We start from the raw sequence: 24,409 nt of genomic DNA on the forward strand, positions 1-24,409 counted from the left end.
CGCTCAGGCCACCGCGCCGGCGCGGTAGCCCACGCCGCGCACGGTGGTGACGATCCGCGGGTTGTCGGGGTCGGCCTCGATCTTGGCGCGCAGCCGCTGCACGTGCACGTTCACCAGGCGCGTGTCGGCCTTGTAGTGGTAGCCCCACACCTGTTCCAGCAGCATCTCGCGCGAGAACACCTGCTGCGGCTTCTCGGCGAGCGCGACCAGCAGCTCGAACTCCAACGGGGTGAGCGCGATCGGGGCGTCGCCGCGGCGCACCTCGTGCGCGGCGACGTCGACGACGAGGTCGCCGATGCGCAGCGTCTCGTCGACCGGGGCCTGCACGGGCCGCAGCCGCGTGCGGATGCGGGCCACGAGCTCCTTCGGGTTGAAGGGCTTCATGATGTAGTCGTCGGCGCCGGACTCGAGCCCCTTGACCACGTCGGCGGTGTCGGTGCGCGCCGTCAGCATGATGATCGGCACCCCGGACTCCGCCCGCACGCGCGTGCAGATCTCGATGCCGTCGACGCCCGGCAGCATGAGGTCGAGCAGGATGAGATCGGGCCGCTGGCTGCGCCAGGCGTCGACCGCTTGCGCACCGTCCGCGCAGAACACCGTGTCGAATCCCTCGGTGCGCAGCACGATGCCGATCATCTCGGCCAGCGCGGTGTCGTCGTCGACCACCAGGATCCGTGAAGTCATTCGGGTGTACGTCTTCCGTCTCGAACCCGCTCGGGAAACGGGCATGACGCCCCGGTCGGGGGCGCCTCGTATCGAGAGTAGTCGACCTCCCTGCACGCGAGGCGAGCGTGTCGGGGGCGTGTGACACGATGAGGACATCCGCCACGCGACGAGGAGGCGCCACCGTGACCGCGTATCCGGCCTGGACTCCGGCAGCCCGCCCGGGCATCGTTCCGCTGCACCCCTACGGCTTCGGCACGATCCTCGGACGCTCGTTCACGGCGCTCCGGCACAACCCCAAGGTGCTGCTGGGCTTCGCCCTCGTGGTGCAGGCGGTGGCCTCCGTCGTCGTCACCGCGGCGATCAGCGCGGTCGGCGTCGCGAGCTTCGCGCGACTCGACACCGTCACGGCGGGCAGCGACGACTACGACGCCATCATGGCCGGCTCCATCGCACTGACGGCGGCGACCGCGCTCGTCCTCGGGGCGCTGACCGGGGCGCTCACCGTCATCGTGCAGGGCGTCGTGGTGGCAGAGGTGGCCCACGCCGTCGTCGCGGAGAAGCCGAGCCTGGAGGCCGTGTGGGGCCGGGTCCGGCCGGCGGTCTGGCGGCTGATCGGCTACGGCGCGCTGACGCTCGCCGCGGTGTCCATCGTCATCGGCATCCTCGCCGGCATCGTGGTCCTCCTCGTCATCGCCGCCACCTGGGTGGGCGCCGTCGTCGGCGTCCTGGCGTTCCTCGCCCTCATCCCCCTCTACCTGTGGCTGAGCACGAAGCTGTTCCTGGTGCCGTCGGTCATCATCCTCGAACGGTCCCCGGTGTTCGCGGCGATCGCGCGCTCCTGGCGACTGACGCGCGGGCGGTTCTGGCCGACCCTCGGCGTGATCGTCATCATCTCCTTCGGGTTCAGCGTCGTCGCGCAGATCATCTCCATCCCGTTCAGCCTCATCTCGAGCGTGGTGACGGGGATCCTGGCCCCGACGGGAGGGTCGGATCCGAGCACGATCGCGGTGATCGTCGCGGTCCAGGTGGCGGGGCAGGCCGGCGTCCTGCTCATCCAGTGCATCGCGCTCGTCGTCCAATCCACCTCCGCGGTGCTCGTGTACGTCGACGCGAGGATGCGCGTCGAGGCGCTCGACCACGACCTGCAAACCTACGTCGAGGCGCGCGACGCCGGGGCGACCGACCTCGCCGACCCGTACCTCATCGGCGTGGGGCGCGTCGTGGCGCGCCCGACCGCCGTCGCCCCCGGCGGACACGCCCCGCCGAGGGGGTACGTCCCGTACGGCGCACCCCCCGTGTACGGGCAGGCGCCGGGGGTCGCAGCGCCGCCCGCGCCCGCGAACGCCATGCCGCCGTCGACACCGCCCGCGCCGCCCGCGCCGCCCGCGCCGGCGGAACCGTCCGCAGCGCCCGCTGCGCCGGAGGCCGCGCCGGCCGACGCCCCTCCTGCGGCCTCCCCCGACAGCCCCGCCGCGACGCGGTGGGCCGCGCCCGGGTCGAACGGCGGCGCGTGATCCCCGCGACGGCGGTCTTCCCGCTCCTGCCCGACCCCGACCAGGCTCGGGACTGGGCGGAGCGCGAGCTCTCGGACCCCGCCTATCAGGCGGCGCAGCCGAACATCGTGGACCGCATCGCACAGGCTGTCGGCGACTTCTTCGAGAACCTCTTCCGCGTGCCCGAGAACGGCGGCTGGAGCCCCTCGGTCCTCATCGTGCTGGCTGTCATCGTGGTGGCCGCGATCGTCCTCGGCATCCTCATCTGGGGGCGCCCGCGCGCGAGCGTGCGCGCCACGACCGCCGCTCGCGCCCTCTTCGACGACGACGACGCCCGCTCCGCCGAGGAGCTGCGCGCGGATGCCGAGTCCGCCGCCGCCCGTGAGCAATGGGATGCCGCGATCGTGCTGCGCTTCCGCGCCTTCGCGCGCGGTCTCACCGAGCGCGGGCTGGTCGACGTCCCGCCGGGCGCGACCGTGCGTGCCTTCGCCCGCGCGACGGAGCGGGCGCTCCCCGCTCTCGCCGGGGATCTCGAGACCGGCGTCGACACGTTCGACGACGTGCGCTACCTCCGACGTCCCGGCACCTCCGAGCGCTATCGCTCGATCGTCGATCTCGACGACGCCGCGGTCCGCGCCCGCCCGATCCCGGCGGCTCCGGCGTGACCGCGGTCGTCAGCGCGTCCGCGGGCTCGCGCCGCCGCAGCGCGCTCGGGTGGCTCGCGCTGGGGCTGAGCCTGCTCCTGGTCGGCGTCGTCGGCGGGTGGTTCGCGTACGGCGGCTACCAGACACGCGGCGTCCTCGACCCGGAGTCGGCGGGACCCGAGGGCACCCGGGCGATCGTGCGCCTCCTCGAGGAGCAGGGCGTGCGCGTCGAGATCGCGCGCGACCGCGGCGCAGCCGAACGGGCACTCCGGGAGCCGGGGGCGACCCTGGTCCTTCCCGACGCCCCCGCGCTGTCCGACGACGCGGTGCGCGACCTGGCCGACCGGGCGCGCCACGTCGTGCTGGTCGAACCCCTCTCCCGCGCGCTCGACATGCTGATGAACGGCTCGCGACTCGGCGGCTTCGCCGACGACGTGGCTTCCGCGGCCGACTGCGAGGTCCCCGCGGCGGCCAACGCCCGGTCCGCGCGGGTCGGCGATCTGCTCGTCCCCGGCGAGGGGGTGCAGGGATGCTTCCCCGTCGACGGCGAGTTCGGCCTCCTCGAACTCGCCGACGGCGAGCGCACCGTGACCGCGTTCGACGGCCGCTCCGTCCTCACCAATGACGCGCTGACGAGCGAGGGCGACGCCGCGCTCGCCCTCGGTGTGCTCGGACGCGGTGAGACACTCGTCTGGTACGTCCCGAGCCTGTCCGACGGCGACGGGGGCGGATCGGCCCCGAGCATCTCCGACCTCACCCCGCCGTGGGTCTCGCCCGCGGTGGTGCTCCTGCTGCTGGCCGCCCTCGTGACCGCCGTGTGGCGCGGACGCCGGTTCGGGCCGCTCGTGACCGAACGCCTCCCGGTGACCGTCCGCGCGAACGAGACCACCGAGGGTCGGGCGCGCCTCTACACCGCCTCCGGCGACGCCGCGCACGCCCTCGACGAGCTGCGTCGCGCCGCGCGCCGCCGTCTCGAACGCCTCCTGGGGCTCTCGGCCCGCAGCGCGCCCGAGGAGGTCGCCGACGCGGTGGCCGCTCGCCTCGGCGCGGACCGCCCCCGCGTGCGCGGCATCCTGATCGACGACCTGCCCAGAACCGACCGCGAGCTCGTCGCGGCCGCCGATCGCCTCCGTGACCTGGAGGAGAGCGTGCGCGCCGCCGTCCGAACCGAAGGGACCACCCGATGACCGACAGCCCCGATCACTCCACTCCCCCGCCCGTCTCGCGCGACACGTGGTCGACGGCATCCCTCGGTCCCGCCGACCACGCTGAACTGCGCGACGCGATGCACCGCGTGCGCCTCGAGGTCGGGAAAGCCGTGGTCGGGCAGGACGGCACGATCACCGGACTGCTCATCGCGGTGCTCTCGCGCGGTCACGTGCTGCTCGAGGGCGTCCCCGGGGTCGCGAAGACCCTGCTCGTGCGCTCGTTCAGCCGGGCCCTCGGTCTCGACACGCGCCGCGTGCAGTTCACCCCCGACCTCATGCCCGGCGACGTCACGGGCTCCCTCGTCTACGACGCCCGCGCGGGCGGCTTCGAGTTCCGCCCCGGCCCGGTGTTCACGAACGTGCTGCTCGCCGACGAGATCAACCGCACGCCCCCCAAGACCCAGGCGGCTCTGCTCGAGGCGATGGAGGAGCGGCAGGTCTCGTCCGACGGCGAGAGTCGTCCGCTCCCCGACCCGTTCCTGGTCGCCGCCACCCAGAACCCCATCGAGCACGAGGGCACCTACACCCTGCCCGAGGCGCAGCTCGACCGCTTCCTCCTCAAGCTCGTCGTCGATCTGCCCGGCCGCGACGCCGAGGTCGACGTGCTCCGCCGCCACGCCGCCGGCTTCGATCCGCGCCGGCTCGACGACGCCGGTGTCGCCGCGGTCGTCACGGCCCCGCAGATCCTCGCGGCGCAGCGCGCAGCGGCATCCGTCGCCGTCGACGACGACCTGCTCGGCTACGTCGTCGACCTCGCCCGCGCCACCCGTCAGAGCCCCTCGGTGCTCACGGGCGTGAGCCCGCGTGCCACGACGGGTCTGCTCGCCGCGGCCAAGGCGTGGGCGTGGTTGGGCGGCTACCCGGCGATCACGCCGGATCACGTGCAGACCATGCTCGTGCCGGTGTGGCGCCACCGCATCCGCCTGCGCCCCGAGGCCGAGATCGAGGGCGTCTCGGTCGACGCCATCCTCACCTCCGTGCTCCAGCAGACACGCGTGCCGATCTGATGGTCGTCTCCGGCCGTCTCGCCCTGCTCGTCGCGCTCGGCGTCGTCCCCCTCGTGCTGCTGAGCGGCGCGGGGGTCCCGGCGTGGGCGGCGGCGATCGGGTGGGTCGCGCTGAGCGCACTGCTGACCCTCGTCGACGTCGTCCTCGCCGCCGATCCCCGCCGCGTGGAGATCTCCCGCGTGCTGCCCGACCGGGCCCTGCTCCACGAGCCGGTCCCGGGCGAGCTGCGCGTGCGCAACGTCGGCACGAGGCTGCTGCGCGCACGGGTGCGCGACGCCTGGCAGCCGACGGCGGGCGCGCCCTCGGAGCGTCGACGTGTCACCGTTCCCCCCGGGGAGCGCCGGTCCGTTCCCCTCCCGCTGCTCCCCCGCCGACGCGGCGAGCTGCGCAGCGCCTTCGTCGTCGTCCGCTCGGCGGGGCCCCTGGGACTCGCCGGGCGTCAGGCCGTCGTCGATGCGCCGGCGCGGATCCGCGTCCTCCCCCCGTTCACCTCGCGCCGGCACCTCCCCTCGCGGCTCGCCCGCCTCCGCGAGCTCGACGGCAACACGACGCTGCAGGTGCGCGGTCAGGGCACCGAGTTCGACAGCCTGCGCGAGTACGTGCGCGGCGACGACGTCCGCTCGATCGACTGGCGCGCCACCGCGCGGGCGGGCACCACGATGCTGCGCACGTGGCGCCCCGAGCGCGACCGTCACGTCGTGATCGTCGTCGACACGGGCCGCACCGCGGCCGCCCGCGTGGGCGACGGCGTGCGCCTGGACGCCGCGATGGAGGCGACGCTGCTGCTGTCGGTGCTCGCGCAGCGGGCCGGCGATCACGTGCACCTGGTGATGTTCGACCGCACCACGCGCGCGCGGGTCACCCGTGTCGACGGCGCGCCCCTGCTCCCGGCCCTCGTCGACGCGATGGCTCCCGTGGAACCTCAGCTGATCGACACCGACTGGGATGCCGCGTTCGCCGAGGTCCGGCGCCTGTCAGTGCGTCCGGCCCTGGTCGTGCTGCTGACCGCGGCCGACGACCCCGAGGCGGCGCGCGCCTTCCTCGCGGCGCTGCCCGCCGTGGCATCCCGGTCCCGGCTGCTGGTCGCCACCGCGACCGACGGACCCGGGGAGGCCCCCGCCCACCGTGACGCCGCCGACGTGTACACGGCGGCGGCGATCGAGCGGGCGCGGCACGACGCCGAGCGCGTGCGCGACGCGGTCGTGCGAGCGGGCGGCGACGCGGTGACGGCGTCGGCCGATGACCTCCCGCCCCTCGTGGCCGATCGGTACCTGGCGCTGAAGGCGGCCGGACGGCTCTAGCACGTCCAGCCCCCATGCAGCCCGCGACATACGACGCGGCTTATCCTGGGGGGTACCCTTTTCGGTCGTCGACGCTCTTCTGTGTGCGCGGCCGCGCCGCTACGCACAGGATGCGGGAGATCTCTTGCCAGGTAACGCCACCACGCACTTCGACGATGTGGCCCTTGTTTCGGTGGCGAGCGTCCTGCCCAGCCGCGTGACGACGTCGGACGACATCGAGGAGCGCCTGGCCCCGGCGCTGCAGCGCTTGAAGCTCAAGCCCGGCCTCCTTCGCCGCGTCGCAGGGGTCAACGAACGGCGCAACTGGGCGGAGGGCGAGTCCTCCGACGAGGCCACGATCGCCGCCGGCAAGCAGGCTCTCGCCGAAGCGGGTGTCGACCCCAGCGAGGTCGGCCTCATCATCAACACCTCGGTCACCCGCAAGCACCTCGAGCCCTCGGTGGCCGTGCGACTGCACCACGGCCTGGGGCTCCCCAGCTCCGCGATCAACTTCGACGTCGCCAACGCCTGCCTCGGTTTCATCAACGGCATGAGCCTCGCGGCGGGCATGATCCAGTCGGGCCAGGTCAAGTACGCCCTCATCGTCAACGGCGAGGATGCCGACGAGATCCAGGTCAACACCATCAACCGGCTCGTGCGCGAGGACCTCGACCGCGACGCCTTCATGCAGGAGTTCGCCTCCCTGACCCTCGGGTCGGGCGCCGCCGCCGCCGTGCTCGGCCGCGCGAGCGACCACCCCGAGGGACACCGCATCGTCGGCGGCGTCACGCGTGCCGCGACCCAGTTCTACGACCTGTGCGTCGGCAGCGTCGACGGCATGTTCACCGACGCCAAGGCCCTGCTCAAGGGCGGTCTCGACCTCGTGGTGTCGGCGTGGAAAGAAGCCAAGGACGAGTTCTCGTGGACGGGCATGGACCGCTACGTCACCCACCAGGTCTCTTCCGTGCACACCTCCGCGATCGTGCGCGCGGCGAAGCTCGACCGCGCCAAGGTCCCCGTCACCTACCCGCACCTGGGCAACGTCGGACCGGCATCCATTCCGATCACCCTCGTCGACGAGCAGAAGACGCTGCGCCGGGGCGATCGCGTCCTGCTGATGGGAGTGGGCTCCGGGCTGAACACCGGCATGCTGGAGCTGGCCTGGTGAGGGTCACGACCCTCGGCGCGACCCTTCCCCCCGTGGGCCTGCCGGGGCTCGACCCGGCGCTCTCCCGCCTGCTCGCCGTCGACGGCGTCCTCGCCGACAGCGGCGCCACGCGCCTGTGGCACGTGCTCGACACCGGAGACGCCCTCGCCGAACGCGGGATCGACCCCGTCGGCACGATCGTCGCCGTGCACGGCAACCCCACCTGGTCCTACCTGTGGCGGGCCCTCGTGTCGGGGTCGCTGGCGCGGGCCGAGGCCGGTGCGACCGCGTGGCGGGTCGTGGCCGTCGACCAGCTCGAGATGGGCTTCTCGGAGCGCTCGCCCCTGCGGCGGACGCTGGGCCAGCGCATCGCCGACCTGGGCGCGCTCGTCGAGGAGCTCGGCATCCGCGGTCCGGTCGTGACCATCGGCCACGACTGGGGCGGACCCGTCTCGCTCGGGTGGGCGGTCGAGAACCGCGATCGGCTCGCCGCGATCGTCGCGCTCAACACCGCCGTCCACCACCCCGAGGACGCCGAACTGCCCTTCGCGCTGCGGGTCGCCACCGCTCGCGGCATGCTCGCGGCCGGGACCACCGGCACCACGGCGTTCCTCGACACCACCCTGGCCCTCGCCGACCTCGACCCCGCGGTCAAGGCCGCCTTCCGCGCCCCGTACGCGACCGTCGCCCGTCGGCGCGGCATCGGCGGCTTCGTCGCCGACATCCCCGCGACCCCCGACCACGAGAGCACCCCGGCCCTGCACCGCCTCTCGGCGGGGCTGCGCGAGCTCGACGTGCCGGCGCTGTTCCTGCGCGGACCCAAGGACCCCGTCTTCGGCGAGGACCACCTCGACGACCTGACCGAGCGCCTCCCGCACGCCGATGTGCACCGCTTCGAGGGCGCCGGCCATCTGATTGCCGAGGAGCGGCCCTACGCCGAGGTCGTGCTCGACTGGCTCGACGAGAAGGTCCGGGATGCCGGGACGCCCGCACCTCGATCCTCTCGCTCGGCCGCCGCCCCGGCGCCCGCGGACGACGCCCCGGGTCGCCTGTGGGACGCCCTGGAGGCGCGCCGCGACGACGACGACACCGCCGTGATCGACATGAGCACCGCCCGAGACGGCGCCCCGCTGCGGGTGAGCTGGCGTCAGCTCGCCGCCCGCGTCGACGAGCTCGCCGCCGGTCTCGACGCCTTCGGCGTCCGCGCGGGAGACCGGGTCTCGCTCCTGGTGCCTCCCGGCCCGACGCTCACGGCGGCGTTGTACGCGTGCGTGCGCATCGGGGCCGTGGTGGTCGTGGCCGACCGGGGTCTCGGCATCTCGGGTCTGTCCCGAGCCGTGCGCGGTGCCGTGCCCGACGTGGTCATCGGCGAGGTCGCCGGTCTCGCCGCGGCCCGCGCCCTCGGCTGGCCGGGACGCCGGATCTCGGCCGCCTCGCTCCCCGCCGTCACCTCCCGGGCGCTCGGTGTGGAGGCGAGCCTGTCCGACCTCGCCCGCGCGGGTCGCGGACGGTCGCTGCCGGCACCTCCGGCAGCCGACGCCGACGCAGCGGTGCTGTTCACCTCCGGATCGACCGGGCCGGCCAAGGGCGTCGTGTACACCCACGCCCAGCTGACGGCGTTGCGCGACACCCTCGCCGCGCACTTCGACGTCGCCGCCGACACGGGACTGGTCACCGGCTTCGCGCCCTTCGCGCTGCTGGGGCCGGCGCTGGGCACCCGCTCGGCCACGCCCGACATGGACGTCTCGGCCCCGCGCACCCTCACCGCCGTGTCCGTCGCCGCGGCGGTCCGGGCGTCCGACGCGCGGATCGTGTTCCTCTCGCCCGCCGCCGTCGCGAACGTCGTGGCGACCGCGGGCGCCCTCGACGCCGATGACCGCGCGGCTCTCGCCCGCGTGCGCACCTTCCTGTCGACGGGTGCGCCGGTGGGGATCGACCTGCTGCGCCGTGCGCAGGAACTCATGCCGAACGCCGTCGCCCACACCCCGTACGGCATGACCGAGTGCCTCCTCGTCGCCGACGTCACCCTGCCCGAGATCGAGGCCGCCGCGGGCGACCGGGGCGTGTGCGTCGGGCGCCCGCTGGGCACCGGCCAGGTCCGCATCTCCGCGATCGACGCCGAGGGCCGCTCGACGGGCGAGCCGACGACGGATGCCGGTGTCACCGGCGAGATCGTCATCTCGGCGCCGCACCTCAAGCGCGGCTACTTCCGCCTCTACCTCACCGATCGCGAAGCCCGTCGCGGCCTCCCCGAGCGGTGGCACCGCACCGGAGACGTCGGACACCTCGACGCCGACGGACGCCTCTGGGTCGAGGGGCGCCTCCCTCACGTCATCACCACCGCCGAGGGCCCCGTGACCCCCGTGGGCATCGAGCAGGACATCGAGACGGTGCCCGCCGTCTCGCGCGCCGCGGCCGTCGGCGTGGGGCCGCTGGGCGGACAGGTCGTCGTCGCGGTCGTCGAGGCGGGCGCGACGCGTCCGGGACTGGCATCCCCCGATCTGACCGAGCAGGTGCGCGCGGCGACGTCGCAGCGCCTCGCGGCCGTGCTCGTCGTGCCGACCCTGCCGACCGACATCCGCCACAACTCCAAGATCGACCGGTCGCGCCTCGCCGCCTGGGCCGAGCGCGTGCTCGCGGGCGAGAAGCCGGCGGCACCGTGAGGGTCCTCGCCACCGGGGCGTCCGGCTTCCTCGGACGTGCGGTCGTCCGCGCCCTCCAGGACGCCGGCCACCAGGTCCGCACCCTGCAGCGCCGCCCCTCCGGGGTCGACGACGCCGAGGACCGGCTCGGCTCGGTCACCGATCCGGATGCCGTGGCCTCCGCCCTCGAGGGGATCGAGGGGATCGTGCACCTCGCGGCGAAGGTCTCGCTCGCCGGCGATCCCGCCCAGTTCCGCGCGGTGAACGTCGAGGGCACCCGCATCCTGCTCGACGCCGCCGCCGCCGCGGGCGTCACGCGCGTCGTGCACGTCTCCTCGCCGTCGGTCGCGCACGCCGGTCACGCCCTCGCCGGCGTCGGGGCCGAGCCCGCCGACCCCGCTGCCGCGCGCGGCGAGTACGCCCGCACCAAGGCCGAGGCCGAGCTGCTCGCGCTCTCCCGCGCGACCGGCGACACCGCCCTCGTCGCGATCCGCCCGCACCTCGTGTGGGGCCCGGGTGACACGCAGCTCATCGAACGCGTCGTCGCCCGCGCACGCCGGGGCACCCTGCCCCTGCTGGACGGGGGCACGGCGCTCATCGACTCCACGTACGTCGACAATGCGGCATCCGGGATCGTCGCCGCCCTCGACCGCGTCGACGAGGTCAGCGGCCGCGCCTACGTGCTGACCAACGGGGAGCCGCGTCCGGTGGGCGATCTGCTCGCCGGGATCTGCCGCGCCTCGGGTGTCGCGCCGCCGCGCTTCAGCGTGCCCGCGGGGCTGGCGAAGGCCGCGGGCTCGCTCATCGAACGGGTCTGGGCCGTGCGTCCGGGCCAGGACGAGCCCCCGATGACCCGCTTCCTCGCCGAGCAGCTGTCGACCGCGCACTGGTTCGACCAGACCGCGATCCGCCGCGATCTGCGCTGGAGCCCCGCCGTGTCGCTGGACGAGGGCCTGCGCCGTCTCGCGCGCGCCTGATCCACGGCATCCGCCCGCCGGCCCGGCCGGTGCCGCGCCGGCTCTGCCGAGATCACACGATCCTGCCGAGCGCACACGCTCCGGCGGCCTCGCGACGTGCGATCTCGTGCGGATCGTGTGATTTCGCGGCCGAACCGCGCCCCGCTTGTCGCGGCGCGGGTCCCCCTTTGGCTTCGCGCCCCTGATGACTTGCGCCGGATGCCCCTCGCGCGCACGCGGGAGGGGCATATGGCGCAAGTCACCGGGGAAAGGAGGGGGGGGACGGGACGGGGGGGACAGGACGGAAGGCCCGCCCCCGCGAGGGGACGGGCCTTCCGGGCGCCGAGCCGCGAAGCGGCCGGCATGCGGCTCAGACCAGGTCGAACCGGTCGAGCTCGGTGACCTTGCGCCAGGCGGCGACGAAGTCGCGCACGAACTTCTCCTTCGCGTCGTCGGAGGCGTAGACCTCGGCGAGCGCGCGCAGCTCGGAGTTCGACGAGAACACCAGGTCGACGCGCGTTCCGATCCCGACCTTCTCGCCCGAACCGTCGCGCGTTCCCTCGAAGGCGTGCTTGCCGCTGTCGAGCGGCTTCCACGTCGTGCCGAGGTCGAGCAGGTTCGCGAAGACGTCGTTCGTCAGCGCACCGGGGGTGTCGGTGAAGACGCCCCAGTCGCTGCCGTCCCAGTTCGCCCCGATCGCGCGGAGGCCACCGACGAGCACGGTCATCTCGGGTGCCGTGAGCGTGAGCAGGTTGGCCTTGTCGAGCAGCAGGAACTCCGCGGGCAGCCGCGCCTCGCGCGAGGCGTAGTTGCGGAAGCCGTCGGCGATCGGCTCGAGCCAGCGGAACGACTCGATCTCGGTCTGCTCCTGCGAGGCGTCGGTGCGGCCCGGGGTGAAGGGCACCTCGACCTCGACACCACCGGCGAGAGCGGCCTGCTCGACACCGGCGTTGCCGGCGAGCACGATGAGGTCGGCGATCGAGACCTTCTTCTCGCCCTGCGCGTCGAACTCGGCCTTGATCTTCTCGAGGGTCTCGAGAATGGATGCCAGCTGCTCGGGGTTGTTGACCGTCCAGCTCTTCTGCGGCTCGAGGCGGATGCGCGCACCGTTCACGCCACCGCGCTTGTCGCTCCCTCGGAAGGTGGATGCCGCGGCCCACGTCGTGGTGACGAGCTGCTGCACCGACAGACCGCTGTCGAGGATCTGCTGCTTCAGCGCTGCGGCGTCGTCGGCGTCGATCAGTGGGTGGTCGACGGCGGGGACGGGGTCCTGCCAGACGAGCACCTCGGCGGGGACCTCGGAGCCGAGGTAGCGCTCGCGCGGGCCCATGTCGCGGTGGGTCAGCTTGAACCAGGCGCGGGCGAAGGCGTCCGCGAACGCCGCCGGGTCCTCGGCGAAGCGGCGCGAGATCTTCTCGTAGGCCGGGTCGACCCGCAGCGCCAGGTCGCTCGTGAGCATGCGGGGCTCACGGCGGCCGGCGGAGTGCGCCTCGGGAACCATGTCGGCTCCCCCGCCGTTGACGGGACGCCACTGGTGCGCGCCGGCGGGGCTCTGGAAGAGCTCCCACTCGTAGGCGAACAGGATGTGGAAGAACTCGTTGTCCCAGCGGGTCGGGTGGTAGGTCCAGGTGACCTCGAGACCGCTGGTGATCGTGTCGTCACCCTTGCCGGTGCCGTGGCTGTTCTTCCAACCCAGGCCCTGGTCGTTGATGTCGGCGGCCTCGGGGTTGACGCCGACGTGCGAGTCGCTCGCCGCGCCGTGCGTCTTGCCGAAGGTGTGACCACCGGCGATGAGGGCGACGGTCTCCTCGTCGTTCATGGCCATGCGACCGAACGTCTCGCGGATGTCGTGGGCCGACAGCTGCGGGTCGGGGTTGCCGTTGGGTCCCTCGGGGTTGACGTAGATGAGGCCCATCTGCACCGCGGCGAGGGGTCGCTCGAGCTCGCGGTTGCCGCTGTAGCGCTCGTCGCCGAGCCACGTGGTCTCGGGGCCCCAGTACACGTCGTCGTCGGGCTCCCACACGTCGGTGCGGCCGCCGGCGAAGCCGAAGGTCGGGAAGCCCATGTCCTCGAGCGCGACGTTCCCGGCGAGGATCATCAGGTCGGCCCACGAGATCGACTGGCCGTACTTCTTCTTGACCGGCCACAGCAGGCGGCGGGCCTTGTCGAGGTTGACGTTGTCGGGCCAGCTGTTCAGCGGCGCGAAGCGCTGCATGCCCGCGCCCGAGCCGCCGCGACCGTCGGTCACGCGGTAGGTGCCGGCGCTGTGCCAGGCCATGCGGATCATGAGGGGGCCGTAGTGACCGAAGTCGGCGGGCCACCAGTCCTGCGAGGTCGTCATGACGGCCTGCAGGTCTTTCTTGACGGCGTCCAGGTCGAGCGCCTCGAACGCGGCCTTGTAGTCGAAGCCCTCGTCGAGCGGGTCGCGCTGCGCGTTGTTCTTCGCGAGGATTCTGACGTTGAGGGACTCGGGCCACCACACGCGGTTGGCCGATCCCTGGGTCGGGTGGGGCAGGGCGCCGACGGGCTCGCTGTCGGCAGGGGCTTCGCCCACGGGCAGTCGGTTGTCGTCGGGGGCTCCGCCGTCGTGGAAGACGGGGCATCCGTTCAGAGTGTCGCTCATCGGGATCCTCTCGGTTTTTCGGCTTCGGACTTCGCTCGACAATCGGAGCACACGCCCCAGAACGTCACCTCGGCGGTCTCTATGAAGAAACCGCTCCCCTCCGGCATGTGCAGGCACGGCGCAGCGCCGACGACGCAGTCCACGTCGTCGATGCGCCCGCACCCGGTGCAGACCACGTGGTGGTGGTTGTCCCCGACCCGCAGTTCGAACGTGCCGGCGTGGCCGGCAGGTTCGATACGGCGCGCGAGACCCGCGTCGGCGAAGTCGCCGAGCGCGTTGTACACCGACTGCTTACTCGTGCCGGGGAGGATGCCGACGATCCCGTCGTAGACGGCGTCGGCGGTGGCGTGCGGCCGGGCGCGCAGGGCTTCGAGAACAGCGACACGCGTCGCCGTCACCCGCAGACCCGCACCGCGGATGAGGGCATCCGCGGCGGCATCCGGTCGACTGTCGAGCATGCGATCAGCCTAGCTTGTTTTGAATGAATCAAAAATGACACGCCGGGAAACGGTCGGGAACGACGGATGCCGTCACCCGGCCGTGAGCGTCGGCGTTCCGGCCTCGTACTCGGTGAGATCCCCCGTCTCGCCGGCCCGGGCGGCGCGGCGGCCCACCCAGAGCATGTAGAAGAGGAACACCCCGAGGGCGGCCGCGCCGATCGCGATCTTCACCGGCCACGGCCACTCGCGCGGGGTGACGAAGCCCTCGACGAGGCCCGACAGCGCGAGCGCGAAGACGAGCCCTACCGCGACGGTCGCGAGCGAGCGCCCCGCCGCGGCGAGCGCCGCGCCGCGCGTCCGCCGGCCGGGGGCGACCCACGCCCAGAAGATCTGCAGACCCGCCGCTCCGGCCACGAAGATCGCCGTGAGCTCGAGCAGACCGTGCGGGAGGATGAACTGGAAGAAGACGTCGCCGCGGTCGAACGCGATCATGATCGCCGCCGACTGCCCCACGCCGACCGCGTTCTGCATGATGACCATGAGCGGCCAGAAGCCCGTCACCCCGAACAGCACGCACTGCGCGGCGATCCAGGCGTTGTTGGTCCACACGGTGCCCGCGAAGATCGCGTTGGGGTTCTCGCGGTAGTAGCTGACGAACTGGTTGTCGGCGTAGTCCTGCAGCTCGCTGCGCGCACCGAGGGCGGCGACGACCGCCGGGTCGGTGGTGATCCACAGCGCGACGAGCGACGCCACCACGACGAAGAAGACCGTGACCGCCAGTGTCATCCAGCGCACGCGGTACAGCGCCGCCGGCAGCTGGAGGAGGAAGAAGCGCGGCAGCTGCTTCACCACGTTCTCTCGCACCCCCGTCAGTCGCAGACGGGTGCGGGCGAGCAGGATCGAGACGTGATCGCCCTGCGGCGTGCGTCCGGCGGAGGTCTTGATGTCGGCCAGGTCGGCCGAGGCTGCGCGGTACCGGGTGACGAGCTCGTCGACCTCGGCCCCGCTGAGGTGCCGTGTGCGGCCGAGGGCGTCGAGTCGCGCCCACTCGTCCCGGCGGGCGGCCGTCAGCGCGTCGAGGTCCATATGGTCAACTGTACGCATGGCTTCGTCGTCGACCCCCGGCCCCGCCGTCACCGTCGTGCAGATGGCCGCCGACGAGACGCTGACCGGCGAGGCGGTCGCCCTCGACGTGCAGCCGGTCGGTTTCTTCCTCCGCGCGGTGGGCGCCCTCATCGACATGATCGTCGGTGTGGTGCTGCTGATCGCCGGCGCGCTCCTGCTGGGCACGATGGTCGCGAACGCCGCACTGCCGATGTCGGCGATCGGCATCGCCTCGATCACGCTGCTCGTGCTGGTGATGGTGGTCATGCCCACCGCCGTCGAGACGCTCTCGCGCGGGCGCAGCCTCGGCCGCCTCGCGGTGGGCGCACGGATCGTGCGCACCGACGGCGGGGCCGCCGGCTTCCGCCAGGCCTTCATCCGCGCTCTGGTCGGCGTGCTCGAGCTGTGGTTCACCTTCGGGGCGATTGCGGCCGTCGTCGGGATCTTCACGCCGCGCGCGCAGCGCCTCGGCGATCTCCTGGCGGGCACGGCGAGCGAACGCACCCGCACGAAGCCGCTGCCCCCCGCCGCCCCCGGAGTGCCGCCGAGCCTGGCGGAGTGGGCGCGCATCGCCGACGTCTCGCGCCTGCCCGACCGCCTCGCCGCCCGGGTCTCGCAGTTCGTGCGCACCGCAGACGCCCTCGACCCGGCCGCGCGTGTGCGGGTCGCGGCATCCCTCGCCGAGGCCGTGAGCCCCTTCGTGTCGCCCCTGCCGGCGACCGATCCCGAGACCTTCGTGCGCGCGGTCTCGGGCGCGCGCCGCGACCGTGAGTACCGGGCGCTGATGGGCGAGAACCGCCGCGCCGCAGCGTTGACCGAGCGGGCCTGATCACCGGCCGACGACCACCCCGTCGGGCACCGGCCGGACGGGGGCGGCGCGTCAGGCGCGCAGCGTCTCGTGACGGACGACGACCCAGCCCTTCGGCACCGACAGCCGGTCGGCGTGGATCGCGCACAGGTCGTGCGCGTGCGGGTCACCCGCGGGACCCAGGGGGCCCAGAGCCGCCATCTGGTCGCCGTAGTCGTAGGTGAGGGTGCTCATCGCCTCGCGGGCGCATCCCACCTTCGAGCAGAGTCTGTCGCGCATCGCGGCCAGCCTAGTCAGCACCCCCGACACCGCGTCCGCGCCGCGCCGCGCACCGACGAGGCCCGAACGCCTCGAACCGGCCGCCGGGGCGGCACGGGCGACCGTAGGATGGGCCCATGATGCGTCGTCGAGCCCGCGAAGCGCGACCGGTCGCCCGGCCCTCGCGTCACGGCCGACACGGGCGTGAGAACCGCAGCCCCGTCGTGCGCCCGCCGCTGCCGCCCATCGACACGCGCGTCGAGCGGTTCGACATCGCCGTCGGCGCGGCGGCGGAGTTCCTCCGGTCGGCGTGGTCCGACCTGCGCGAGGTGTCGTTCGAGATCGGGATCATGCCGCCCGCCGCAGCCGACGGCATCCCCCGGTGGACGGTGCTGCGCGACGAGAAGCGCATCATTCTCTACCGCGTGCCGATCGAACGCCTGGGGCACCCGCACCACGACGACGATCTCCACCGACGGATGCAGATCGAGGGCGCCGTCTTCCGCGCGGCAGCCGAGTACCTCGATCGCGACCCCTGGGACCTCGGTCCCGAGCGCTTTCGCTTCTTCTGACCCGGCGCGGCCATGGCCGCCGCTGTCCGGACGGCAGGCGTCGCTCAGACGCCTCAGGGCAGGATCGTCAGCGCCGAGGCCGCGGCATCCGCGGGCCACAGCGGGTAGGCCGCGAGCGCGCCGTCTCCGCTGTACGTCACCGCAGCCCGGACCGGCGCCGAGGTCTCGAGGCGGTAGACCGCGGCGTCGACGGGGACCGAGACGGTGGTACCGGCGGCGACCGTCGTCGAGACCGGTGTTCCGCCCTCAACGGGCGTGAGGGTCACCGCGGCGTCGGCATCGCCGCCCGCCAGGACGACGGACGAGCCCGCGCCCGGAGCCACGGCCACGACGCTTCCGGTCGTGGTCTCGGGCGCGGGCGCGTACCAGGCGAAATCGGCGCCCTCTCCGAAGCCGGTCGTCGACCACGTCGCGCCGACGATCGGGGCGCCGGCGGAGACGTCGACGGTGTAGACGCCGGCCGCGAGACCGGACAGGTCGTATGAGGTGGGCAGTCCGGCCGTGAGCGGGATCTCCACGGGGGCGGGAGCGGCCGTGGCCGCGTCGACGGGGGTGAGCGTGACGCTCGCGGTCGTGTCGGACGCCGGCGACAGCAGGCGCAGGACGGTGCCCGCCTGCCCCTCGCCGGTGGTCAGCACCTGCACCCCCGGCATGACCAGGCGCGTGTCGGCCTCCGCGAGGGGGGCGACCTGGTCGCTGCCCCCGGGCAGCAGGAGGCGGGTCAGACTCGCCTGCAGGGAGGCGTGTACGGGCGCGCCGGCGGACTCGACCCGCACGACCGGGCTCTCCTCCCCCAGCAGCAGCCCCGCGAGCGGGACGACCCGGCGCTGGCCCGCCGCGACGACGATGTTCTGTCCCGACGGCGGCGACGACAGGCCCTGCGCGCCGTAGACCGACAGCTGGACGGTCGCGGGGACGCTCCCCGGGTTGGCGAGGACGACGAGGTCGTTCGCACCGGTGGTGGTGGCGCCGCCGACCAGCCACGACTCCGCGAGCGGGGGCCGACAGGCGGATGCCGAGAAGCCGATGAGGTCGTCCGACACGACGGTCGACGACCCGGCGGCGGCGAGCGGGGTCTGCACGCGATCGCGGGGGGCCGCGCGCAGGGCCTCGGCCTCGCCGGACGAGTCGCCGGTGGCGCCGGTCAGCGCCGTCGTCTCGGCCTCCGACGCGGCCGGACCGCTGACGATCTGCTGCGCCGCGGCCGCGCTCAGTCCGTTGGCCGCGTCGGCGCTGCGTCCCAGCGCCAGCACCGGGCCGTCGCAGGCGAGGACGGTGTCGCCCGGTGCGGGAGTGGCCTGGATGCTGACCGGTTCGGCTCGGTACTGCGGCCAGGGCGCGGCGATCGCGACGACCGTCCCGACCACGGCGGCCCCGGCCACGGCGGCCCCGGCCACGACACGGGCGCTGGTCGCGGCGAAACGGGCGAGACGGCGGTCGCTCATCGCGTTCCTCCCGGGGTCGGCCCCACGATGCGGGGGGTGCGGCGGGCGGTGCGGCGCGAGGCGGCGGTGGGGACGGCGAGCAGCAGGGCGACGAGGATGACGCCGAGCGAGCCGATCGCCACGAGCCGCTGGAGGCCGAGGCGGTGGTCGTCGAGCGCGGGCCGGGGCGTCACATCGGTGTTCACACGCCACAGCTCGCCGCGCGAGGTCGTTCCGACGGGGTCGAGCAGATCGCGCTGATCGAGCGCGGCGGCGGCCCCGAGCCGCCCGCCCCGGATGACGTCGTCCTGCCCCTCGGGCGCGGACGCGAGCAGGACGAACCCGATGCCCCGGGCGGCGAGGCGCGAGACGACGTCGTCGGCCGAGGGCGTGACGAGGTCGGCGGCGACGGCCGCCAGCTCCTCGTCAGCGGGATCGGCGGAGGTACGGGTGGCGGAGACCGTGCTCTGCCCCGACAGCGTCGCGCTTCCGCCCCACACGACCTGCACCCGCAGGCCGTCGCTGCCCGGGTCCAGCACCATCGTGCCGATGTCCAGGGAGCCACGCCCTTCGGCGGCGATGAAGGCCGGGAGCGTCGACACCGGCCCGTTGGTGAGCTCGGTGCGGCCGGATTCTGCTCCGGCGGGCTGGGCGGTCAACGCGGGCGCGACGGCGACGGCGAGGGCCCCGAGCGTCACCAGCGCCGCCACGGGCCGCACCACGCGTACGCGCGCGGGGATGCCCGCGTCGAGCGCGACGACGGCCGCCCCGACCACACCGATCCACGCCAGGCTCAGCCCGGCTCCCGGCCAGAGCGGCACCGCGGCGCCGTCGTCGAACGAGACGGCCACCCCCACGGCGGCGAACGCCGTCGCCAGGCCCGCGGCCGCGATCACGATGAGACCGGATGCCGCGATCCACCGGGGCGTGAGCACCGACAGCAGCGCGAGCACGGCGAGGGGCGCCACGAGGAGTCCCACCCACCAGACCGGCCCGCCCAGCAGGCTCGCCCACCCGCCCGGGTCGGAGGTCGGGAAGCCGGCGGCCAGGAGCGCACGGCCGAGCGGGTCGGCGGTGTTCTCGGCTCCGACGAACGGGACACCGGGATCGGCGAGCAGCCCCCAGGGGTTCCCCGCACGCACCTGGGTCCACACCAGCGGCGCGAAGATCACGATCGAGGGCACGAGCAGCCACACCACGCGCGCCACGCCCCGGCCGGCGACCAGGGCGACCACGACGAGCGCCGCGGACCACAGCACGACGGCCGCCGGGGCGAGGGACGGGGCGCACGCGAGCACGGCGACGAGGAGGAGGGATGCCGCTCCCGCCGGCGCCCACGACCGGTGCGCCACGCTCGCGGCGTAGAACAACCACGGCAGCAGCAGGTGCACGAGCACGCCCGCGGGGCGGCCCTCGACGAGCGACGCCAGGAAGGTGGGGGCCAGCGCCCACGCGACCGCACCGACGATGCGCAGCAGCGACGACTCCGTCACGCGGGTCGCGGCGAACCACCCGCCGAGCACGGCCAGCGGCAGCGCGAGGACCCACAGGACGACGAAGGCGCGCGAGGGCTCTCCCGGGGAAAGGGTGCCGATGAGCGCGACGAGGGCCGAGAACGGGTCGGCCGGGCCGATGGCATCCCAGCCGAGGGGGCGCAGGCCCCACGCGGCGTCCTGCCAGAGCTGGCCGACGTTCGCGCGCAGGGGTGCGAGGGCGCCGCCGCCGAGCACGGGCCAGGCCAACAGGGGGGCGAACAGCGCGGCCGAGACCGCGAGGGCCCCCAGCACGGCCCACGCCCCACCGCCGACGAAGAAGCGCAGCTCCGAGCGAACCGGGGCGTCGGGGTCGGCGATGTCGCCTTCCCACCGCAGACGCATCTCGTTCCGCGAGACGCGCAGCGGCGCGATGCGCGACCAGCCCACGTTGCGCGCCGAGCGGATGCGCCGCCGGGCGCGGGCGACGGCCGCGGGTCGCACCATCACGAGGATCGTCGCGCCCCACTCCGGCATGACGCGGTGGGGCATCTTCGTGACGAGGTGCATGACGCTGCGCCACAGGGCGAGCGGGAGGAACGACAGCCAGTGCAGCAGCACGGCGGGCGCCGGCGCGTAGACCAGGCGTCGGTGCAACTGCGCGGTCCGCGTGGCGAACGCGCGGCGGCGGGCGCGCCGGCGGCCGCGTGCCATCGCCGCGACGCCGTCACCGGCGACGGCGAGACGGGCGGCCGGAACGAGTGAGACGAGGTGACCGGCGAGCCGGGCGCGCACGCCCAGGTCGAGGCCCTCGTCGGCTCCCCCGAGCGCCGGGTCGAGTCCGCCGAGGGCGTCCCACGCCTCGCGCCGGACGAGCAGACCCCGCACGTCGGCGCCGAGCACGTCGGCATCGCCGTCGCGCTGGCCCTGGTCGAGCTCTCCCGCGGCGAGGTCGACGGTCCCGCCGTAGCGGTTCATGCTCACGCCCAGCGACTGGATCACGCCGCGGTCGTCCCACGACACCAGCTTGGGGGCGGCGATCACGAGGGGCGGCGAGAGTTCGAGCGCGCCGGCCAGACGCTTGAGGGCGTCGGGGTCGGGCGCGGTGTCCTGGGCCAGCAACCAGACGGTGTCGCCCGTGAGGCGGGGTGTCGCCAGCGCGGTGGCGACGGCGTACGAGGTGCCCGCGGGAGCGGTGATGACGCCCTCGGCACCCGACGAGGCCGCGAGCCGTGTCAGGGCCGGGTCTGCGCCGCAGAGCACGATCGTCAGCGCGTCGACGGGTCGGGTCTGGGCCGCGAGCGCGGCGAGCGTGCGTTCCAGATGGTTCGCAGCGGGCGTGCGTCCTTCGGGACGCACGACGAGGATGGCGTGTACACGGGCGGGCATGACGCGGATCAGCCTAAGTGCGCTCCCGCGCGATCTCGGACGCCGCGCCGTCGGCGGCGGATTCGCTCACGGGATGCCGCCGTGGCGGCGCCGGGATCAGGCGCGGCGCTTGAGCTTGCGGCGCTCCCGTTCGCTGAGGCCGCCCCAGATGCCGAAGCGCTCGTCGTTCTGCAGCGCGTACTCGAGGCACTCGGACTTGACGTCGCACGAGGTGCAGATGCGCTTCGCGTCGCGGGTCGAGCCGCCCTTCTCGGGGAAGAAGGCCTCGGGATCGGTCTGCGAGCACAACGCGTCGGTCTGCCACGCGAGGGCGTTCTCGTCGGTCGAGTCGATGTCACGGCGCACCCCGGGTACACCGAGATCCACCGGGTCGACGAACCAGTTCTCCGGGACCCCGGACCGGTACTGCGACGTCGCCATATCGTCCTCCGCCTCGTTCAAGCCCCCATGACGCGGTTTCGCGTACGCATAATTACACTCGTGTGATTCCGATTGGTCAAGTCGCGGATCGTAAACCCTCAAGGCCGAGGTGAACCTTCACGGGCGCCGACGGCGTGTCGCGCGCTCAGGCCCCCGGCATCGCGACGAAGACCTCACCGGCGCCGTCGGAGCGCAGCGGCGTCTCGTCGGGGGTGACGAGGGCGGCCCGGCCGGGCTCGAGGACGAGGCTCGCGCCCGAGGCGCCGGTGATCGTGGCCGCCCCGGTCACGCCGAGGGCGATCGCGACACCCCGCAGGTCGAGGCCCGCGGCTCCGCCGCCGCTCAGGTGGCCGAGCGAGAAGTCGGGGATGCCGGGGGCGAAGACCTCGGCCCCCTCCCCCGCAGCCTCGGGACGGAGGTACGGCGGCTCGCCGGGTCGGAAGTCCACGAGGTGGAGCAGCTCGGCGACGTCGATGTGCTTGGGGGTCAGCCCGCCGCGCAGCACGTTGTCGCTGGCCGCCATGATCTCCACGCCCAGGCCGGCGACATAGGCGTGCAGCACGCCCGCGGGCACGAAGATCGCCTCCCCCCGGCGCAGCTCCACGAGGTTCATCAGCAGGGCCACCACGATCCCCGGGTCGGCCGGGTACGCCGTGTGCAGCGAGCGCGTCAGTTCGAGCTCGGCCGCGAACTCCTCGGAATCGGCGGATGCCGCGGCATCCACGATCTGCGCGATCTCGGCCCCGTCGGCCTCACCGAGGAGCCACCCGATCGCGGCGCGGAGAGCCTGGGCGGCATCGTCCGCCGAGAGCCGGTCCCGCAGAGCTTGGACGGCCGGAGCGTCGCCGAGGGCCTCGACCAGCACCCGCGTGCGATCGATGTCGCGGAGCCCCGCGAGAGCGGTGAACGTCTCGCTGAGGGCCACGATGACCTCGGGCTTGTGGTTGTCGTCCTTGTAGTTGCGGTCCGCGGCGTCGCGGGCGACGCCCTCGGCCTCTTCGCGGGCGAAGCCCTTCTCGGCCTGCTCCTTCGACGGGTGCACCTGGATCGACAGCGGCGCCCCGGCGGCGAGCAGCTTGAGCAGGTAGGGAAGCTTCGCGGGCACGCCGTCCTGGGCGGCGTGAGCGGGCAGCCACGCGTCGAGCGAGAGGTCGGAGCCGTCGTGCACGAGGGCGGGAGAGCCCGGGTGGTCGCCGAACCACACCTCGGCCTCGGGCGCCCCCGTGGGTTCGCGGGACTCGAGGTCGGCGATGAGCGTCGGGCTGCCCCAGGCGTAGTCGCGGGGCGTATTCGAGATGGCGACAAGCACGACGACAGCCTATCCATCGGGCCCGCCCGCGACCGGGGCCGGGCGGTAGCCTGAACGCACCATGGCGATGTACACGACTCACCCCGTGTCGGCGCTGCCGACGGCGCCCGCGCGCGAGACGACCGGGCACCTCCTGCTGCGCGGCTGGTGCGTCCTGCTGCTGGTCCTCGCCCTCGGGGGCGTCGGAATCGTCGCTGCGGTCGGGCCCGTGGTCACCGCGGGGGTCGTCATCGTCTCCGCCCTCGTCTCGGCCGTCATCTGGGCCGTCACCCGGCCGCCGCTCGCCGTGCGCCGCTTGCCGTGGCTCGCGTTCGGCTACCTCGCCTGGGCGACCGCGTCGATCGCGTGGAGCGCGTGGCCTCTGGCATCCGTCGTCACCTGGCTGCTGCTGATCATCACGACGTTCCAGGGACTCTTCGTCGGCGCCGTGCTCACGTGGCGCGATGTCGTGCGCGCCGTGGCGTCGGCCGCGAAGTGGATCGTCGGACTCTCGCTGATCTTCGAGCTCGCCGTCGCCGTGTTCGTCCGCGGACCGCTGCTTGCGGGCTTCGTCGTGCCCGCTCCCGGGGTCGAGCCGGCGGCGCCCTGGTCGAACGGCGCCCTGTTCTCCGGTGGGCGCATCCAGGGCCTGCTCGGCAACGCCGACCTGCTCGCGGCCGTCATGCTCGTCGCCATCATCGTCTTCGGCATCCGTCTCGCCGTCGGCGCTCCGCGCCGCGTGCTGCTCGTCGTGTGGATCGCCGTCGCCGCGTTCCTCTTCGTGCGCGCCGAGTCGATCACCGCGTGGATCGCCGCGGCCTTCGTCGCGCTGGTCCTGGCCACCGTGCTCGTCATGCGCACGGCCCGCCGCCCCGGCGAGCGCACCCGCTGGTACCTGCTGTACGCGTTCATCGGACTGGGCGGCGGCGCGACCCTGTGGATCAACCGCCCCGCACTGTTCGACCTCCTGGGCCGCGGGGCCGACCTCACGGGTCGCGACAGCATCTGGGCCGACGTCTTGGCGCGAGCCGATCAGCATCCGTTCATCGGGTGGGGATTCTCGACGCCGTGGATTCCCACCGAGCCGCTCATAGACCGGTGGATCCTCGAAGACGGTCAGACCGTCATCCAGGCCCACAGCATGTGGCTCGACGCGTACCTGCAGCTCGGCGGCATCGGTGTCGCCCTGCTGACCCTCGTCTACCTCGCCTACCTCTGGCGCTCGTGGTTCTTCGCCGTCGACCGACCGCGCTGGGACCTGCGCGACGACCGCCCCCACTCCCCCCTGACGCTGCTGCCGACCCTGCTCGGCGCCCTGCTCGTCGTGCAGGGGCTCACCGACTCCGGTCCGCTGCTGCTGTGGGGGTGGATGTTCGTCATCCTGTTCGGCGCGAAGATCAAGCAGACCCCGCTCGTCGGCGTCGGCCCGAGCGAGCAGAGCATCTCGATCGAGCGCGGCGAGCTGCCGCGCGGGTAGGTCGAGCGGGCGCCCGCGCTCAGGCTCGCCGGGAGCGCTCCGGGTAGACTTCCCGCTGGCCGTCCGCGGCCCCTGCGCCTAGACGAAAGAT

The 24,409-nt window shown here is 73.6% G+C and carries 20 protein-coding genes; 11 read left to right on the plus strand and 9 right to left on the minus strand.

The genetic code is table 11. From position 1 onward, the window contains the following. Nucleotides 1-3: 3 nt before the first annotated feature. Complete coding sequence (gene mtrA, locus Q9R20_RS01930) at nucleotides 4-684, minus strand: MtrAB system response regulator MtrA (protein WP_311247754.1); 681 nt, start codon at nucleotides 682-684, stop codon at nucleotides 4-6. 164 nt (nucleotides 685-848) lie between these two features. Here mtrA and Q9R20_RS01935 point away from each other — a divergent pair, with 164 nt between their 5' ends. The 8 genes from Q9R20_RS01935 (at nucleotide 849) to Q9R20_RS01970 (ending at nucleotide 11,064) form a co-directional block, all read left to right on the plus strand. Further along, the gene (locus Q9R20_RS01935; protein ID WP_311247755.1) at nucleotides 849-2,180 is read left to right on the plus strand and encodes a glycerophosphoryl diester phosphodiesterase membrane domain-containing protein; all 1,332 of its coding nucleotides are present in this window, start codon (nucleotides 849-851) and stop codon (nucleotides 2,178-2,180) included. Continuing rightward, nucleotides 2,177-2,824 (plus strand): DUF4129 domain-containing protein, encoded by a 648-nt coding sequence (locus Q9R20_RS01940; RefSeq protein ID WP_311247756.1) that lies wholly within the window; start codon nucleotides 2,177-2,179, stop codon nucleotides 2,822-2,824. The genes Q9R20_RS01935 and Q9R20_RS01940 overlap by 4 nt, the downstream gene beginning before the upstream one ends. Further along, nucleotides 2,821-3,990: a DUF4350 domain-containing protein gene (locus Q9R20_RS01945; protein WP_311247757.1), complete on the plus strand. Its 1,170-nt coding sequence runs from the start codon at nucleotides 2,821-2,823 to the stop codon at nucleotides 3,988-3,990. Before Q9R20_RS01940 ends, Q9R20_RS01945 begins: the two co-directional genes overlap by 4 nt. A gap of 98 nt (nucleotides 3,991-4,088) precedes the next feature. Beyond that, nucleotides 4,089-5,018 (plus strand): MoxR family ATPase, encoded by a 930-nt coding sequence (locus Q9R20_RS01950; RefSeq protein WP_311248389.1) that lies wholly within the window; start codon nucleotides 4,089-4,091, stop codon nucleotides 5,016-5,018. Beyond that, nucleotides 5,018-6,319 (plus strand): DUF58 domain-containing protein, encoded by a 1,302-nt coding sequence (locus Q9R20_RS01955; RefSeq protein WP_311247758.1) that lies wholly within the window; start codon nucleotides 5,018-5,020, stop codon nucleotides 6,317-6,319. The genes Q9R20_RS01950 and Q9R20_RS01955 overlap by 1 nt, the downstream gene beginning before the upstream one ends. A gap of 124 nt (nucleotides 6,320-6,443) precedes the next feature. After that, complete coding sequence (locus Q9R20_RS01960) at nucleotides 6,444-7,466, plus strand: 3-oxoacyl-ACP synthase III (RefSeq protein ID WP_311247759.1); 1,023 nt, start codon at nucleotides 6,444-6,446, stop codon at nucleotides 7,464-7,466. Next, nucleotides 7,463-10,108 carry an alpha/beta fold hydrolase gene (locus Q9R20_RS01965; protein ID WP_311247760.1) on the plus strand — a complete coding sequence of 882 codons (2,646 nt, stop codon included), beginning with the start codon at nucleotides 7,463-7,465 and terminating at the stop codon, nucleotides 10,106-10,108. The genes Q9R20_RS01960 and Q9R20_RS01965 overlap by 4 nt, the downstream gene beginning before the upstream one ends. Then, nucleotides 10,105-11,064, plus strand: coding sequence for an NAD-dependent epimerase/dehydratase family protein (locus Q9R20_RS01970; RefSeq protein ID WP_311247761.1), 960 nt, complete (start codon nucleotides 10,105-10,107; stop codon nucleotides 11,062-11,064). The genes Q9R20_RS01965 and Q9R20_RS01970 overlap by 4 nt, the downstream gene beginning before the upstream one ends. Before the next feature lie 349 nt (nucleotides 11,065-11,413). Here the strand turns inward: Q9R20_RS01970 and katG are convergent, their stop codons facing one another. From katG to Q9R20_RS01985, 3 genes are all read right to left on the minus strand, one after another. After that, nucleotides 11,414-13,666, minus strand: a complete 2,253-nt coding sequence (gene katG, locus Q9R20_RS01975) for a catalase/peroxidase HPI (RefSeq protein WP_311247762.1) — start codon at nucleotides 13,664-13,666, stop codon at nucleotides 11,414-11,416. Then, nucleotides 13,663-14,124 (minus strand): Fur family transcriptional regulator, encoded by a 462-nt coding sequence (locus Q9R20_RS01980; protein WP_311247763.1) that lies wholly within the window; start codon nucleotides 14,122-14,124, stop codon nucleotides 13,663-13,665. The genes katG and Q9R20_RS01980 overlap by 4 nt, the downstream gene beginning before the upstream one ends. A gap of 72 nt (nucleotides 14,125-14,196) precedes the next feature. Continuing rightward, a complete protein-coding gene (locus Q9R20_RS01985; RefSeq protein ID WP_311247764.1) occupies nucleotides 14,197-15,192 on the minus strand; it encodes a stage II sporulation protein M in 996 nt (331 codons plus the stop codon). A gap of 16 nt (nucleotides 15,193-15,208) precedes the next feature. Between Q9R20_RS01985 and Q9R20_RS01990 the strand changes: the two genes are divergently transcribed. Further along, nucleotides 15,209-16,039 carry an RDD family protein gene (locus tag Q9R20_RS01990; RefSeq protein WP_311247765.1) on the plus strand — a complete coding sequence of 277 codons (831 nt, stop codon included), beginning with the start codon at nucleotides 15,209-15,211 and terminating at the stop codon, nucleotides 16,037-16,039. A gap of 51 nt (nucleotides 16,040-16,090) precedes the next feature. On the opposite strand, the gene Q9R20_RS01995 is transcribed toward Q9R20_RS01990, so the two are convergent. Next, nucleotides 16,091-16,297, minus strand: coding sequence for a DUF3499 family protein (locus Q9R20_RS01995; RefSeq protein ID WP_136587001.1), 207 nt, complete (start codon nucleotides 16,295-16,297; stop codon nucleotides 16,091-16,093). A 119-nt stretch (nucleotides 16,298-16,416) separates the two neighbouring features. On the opposite strand from Q9R20_RS01995, the gene Q9R20_RS02000 reads away from it, so the two are divergent. Next, entirely contained in the window at nucleotides 16,417-16,848 is a 432-nt protein-coding gene (locus tag Q9R20_RS02000) for a hypothetical protein (protein WP_295839461.1), read from the plus strand. 53 nt (nucleotides 16,849-16,901) lie between these two features. Here the strand turns inward: Q9R20_RS02000 and Q9R20_RS02005 are convergent, their stop codons facing one another. From Q9R20_RS02005 to manA, 4 genes are all read right to left on the minus strand, one after another. Next, a complete protein-coding gene (locus Q9R20_RS02005; RefSeq protein WP_311247766.1) occupies nucleotides 16,902-18,293 on the minus strand; it encodes a DUF5719 family protein in 1,392 nt (463 codons plus the stop codon). Continuing rightward, entirely contained in the window at nucleotides 18,290-21,133 is a 2,844-nt protein-coding gene (locus Q9R20_RS02010; protein WP_311247767.1) for a glycosyltransferase, read from the minus strand. Before Q9R20_RS02010 ends, Q9R20_RS02005 begins: the two co-directional genes overlap by 4 nt. A gap of 96 nt (nucleotides 21,134-21,229) precedes the next feature. After that, complete coding sequence (locus Q9R20_RS02015) at nucleotides 21,230-21,553, minus strand: WhiB family transcriptional regulator (RefSeq protein ID WP_311247768.1); 324 nt, start codon at nucleotides 21,551-21,553, stop codon at nucleotides 21,230-21,232. Nucleotides 21,554-21,698: 145 nt separating this feature from the next. After that, the gene (gene manA, locus Q9R20_RS02020) at nucleotides 21,699-22,862 is read right to left on the minus strand and encodes a mannose-6-phosphate isomerase, class I (RefSeq protein WP_311247769.1); all 1,164 of its coding nucleotides are present in this window, start codon (nucleotides 22,860-22,862) and stop codon (nucleotides 21,699-21,701) included. A 61-nt stretch (nucleotides 22,863-22,923) separates the two neighbouring features. On the opposite strand from manA, the gene Q9R20_RS02025 reads away from it, so the two are divergent. Beyond that, nucleotides 22,924-24,318, plus strand: coding sequence for an O-antigen ligase family protein (locus Q9R20_RS02025; protein WP_311247770.1), 1,395 nt, complete (start codon nucleotides 22,924-22,926; stop codon nucleotides 24,316-24,318). Nucleotides 24,319-24,409: the final 91 nt, after the last annotated feature.

The sequence above is a fragment of the Microbacterium sp. PRF11 genome (assembly GCF_031844085.1).
Lineage (GTDB): Bacteria > Actinomycetota > Actinomycetes > Actinomycetales > Microbacteriaceae > Microbacterium.

Bases quoted from the DNA above. Each gene is read 5' to 3' on its own strand.
- mtrA (WP_311247754.1), bottom strand. From the start codon at position 684: ATGACTTCACGGATCCTGGTGGTCGACGACGACACCGCGCTGGCCGAG.
- Q9R20_RS02000 (WP_295839461.1), top strand. From the start codon at position 16,417: ATGCGTCGTCGAGCCCGCGAAGCGCGACCGGTCGCCCGGCCCTCGCGT.
- Q9R20_RS01955 (WP_311247758.1), top strand. From the start codon at position 5,018: ATGGTCGTCTCCGGCCGTCTCGCCCTGCTCGTCGCGCTCGGCGTCGTC.
- Q9R20_RS01980 (WP_311247763.1), bottom strand. From the start codon at position 14,124: ATGCTCGACAGTCGACCGGATGCCGCCGCGGATGCCCTCATCCGCGGT.
- Q9R20_RS01990 (WP_311247765.1), top strand. From the start codon at position 15,209: ATGGCTTCGTCGTCGACCCCCGGCCCCGCCGTCACCGTCGTGCAGATG.
- Q9R20_RS01950 (WP_311248389.1), top strand. From the start codon at position 4,089: ATGCACCGCGTGCGCCTCGAGGTCGGGAAAGCCGTGGTCGGGCAGGAC.
- Q9R20_RS02005 (WP_311247766.1), bottom strand. From the start codon at position 18,293: ATGAGCGACCGCCGTCTCGCCCGTTTCGCCGCGACCAGCGCCCGTGTC.
- Q9R20_RS02015 (WP_311247768.1), bottom strand. From the start codon at position 21,553: ATGGCGACGTCGCAGTACCGGTCCGGGGTCCCGGAGAACTGGTTCGTC.
- katG (WP_311247762.1), bottom strand. From the start codon at position 13,666: ATGAGCGACACTCTGAACGGATGCCCCGTCTTCCACGACGGCGGAGCC.
- Q9R20_RS02010 (WP_311247767.1), bottom strand. From the start codon at position 21,133: ATGCCCGCCCGTGTACACGCCATCCTCGTCGTGCGTCCCGAAGGACGC.
- Q9R20_RS02025 (WP_311247770.1), top strand. From the start codon at position 22,924: ATGGCGATGTACACGACTCACCCCGTGTCGGCGCTGCCGACGGCGCCC.
- Q9R20_RS01995 (WP_136587001.1), bottom strand. From the start codon at position 16,297: ATGCGCGACAGACTCTGCTCGAAGGTGGGATGCGCCCGCGAGGCGATG.
- Q9R20_RS01985 (WP_311247764.1), bottom strand. From the start codon at position 15,192: ATGGACCTCGACGCGCTGACGGCCGCCCGCCGGGACGAGTGGGCGCGA.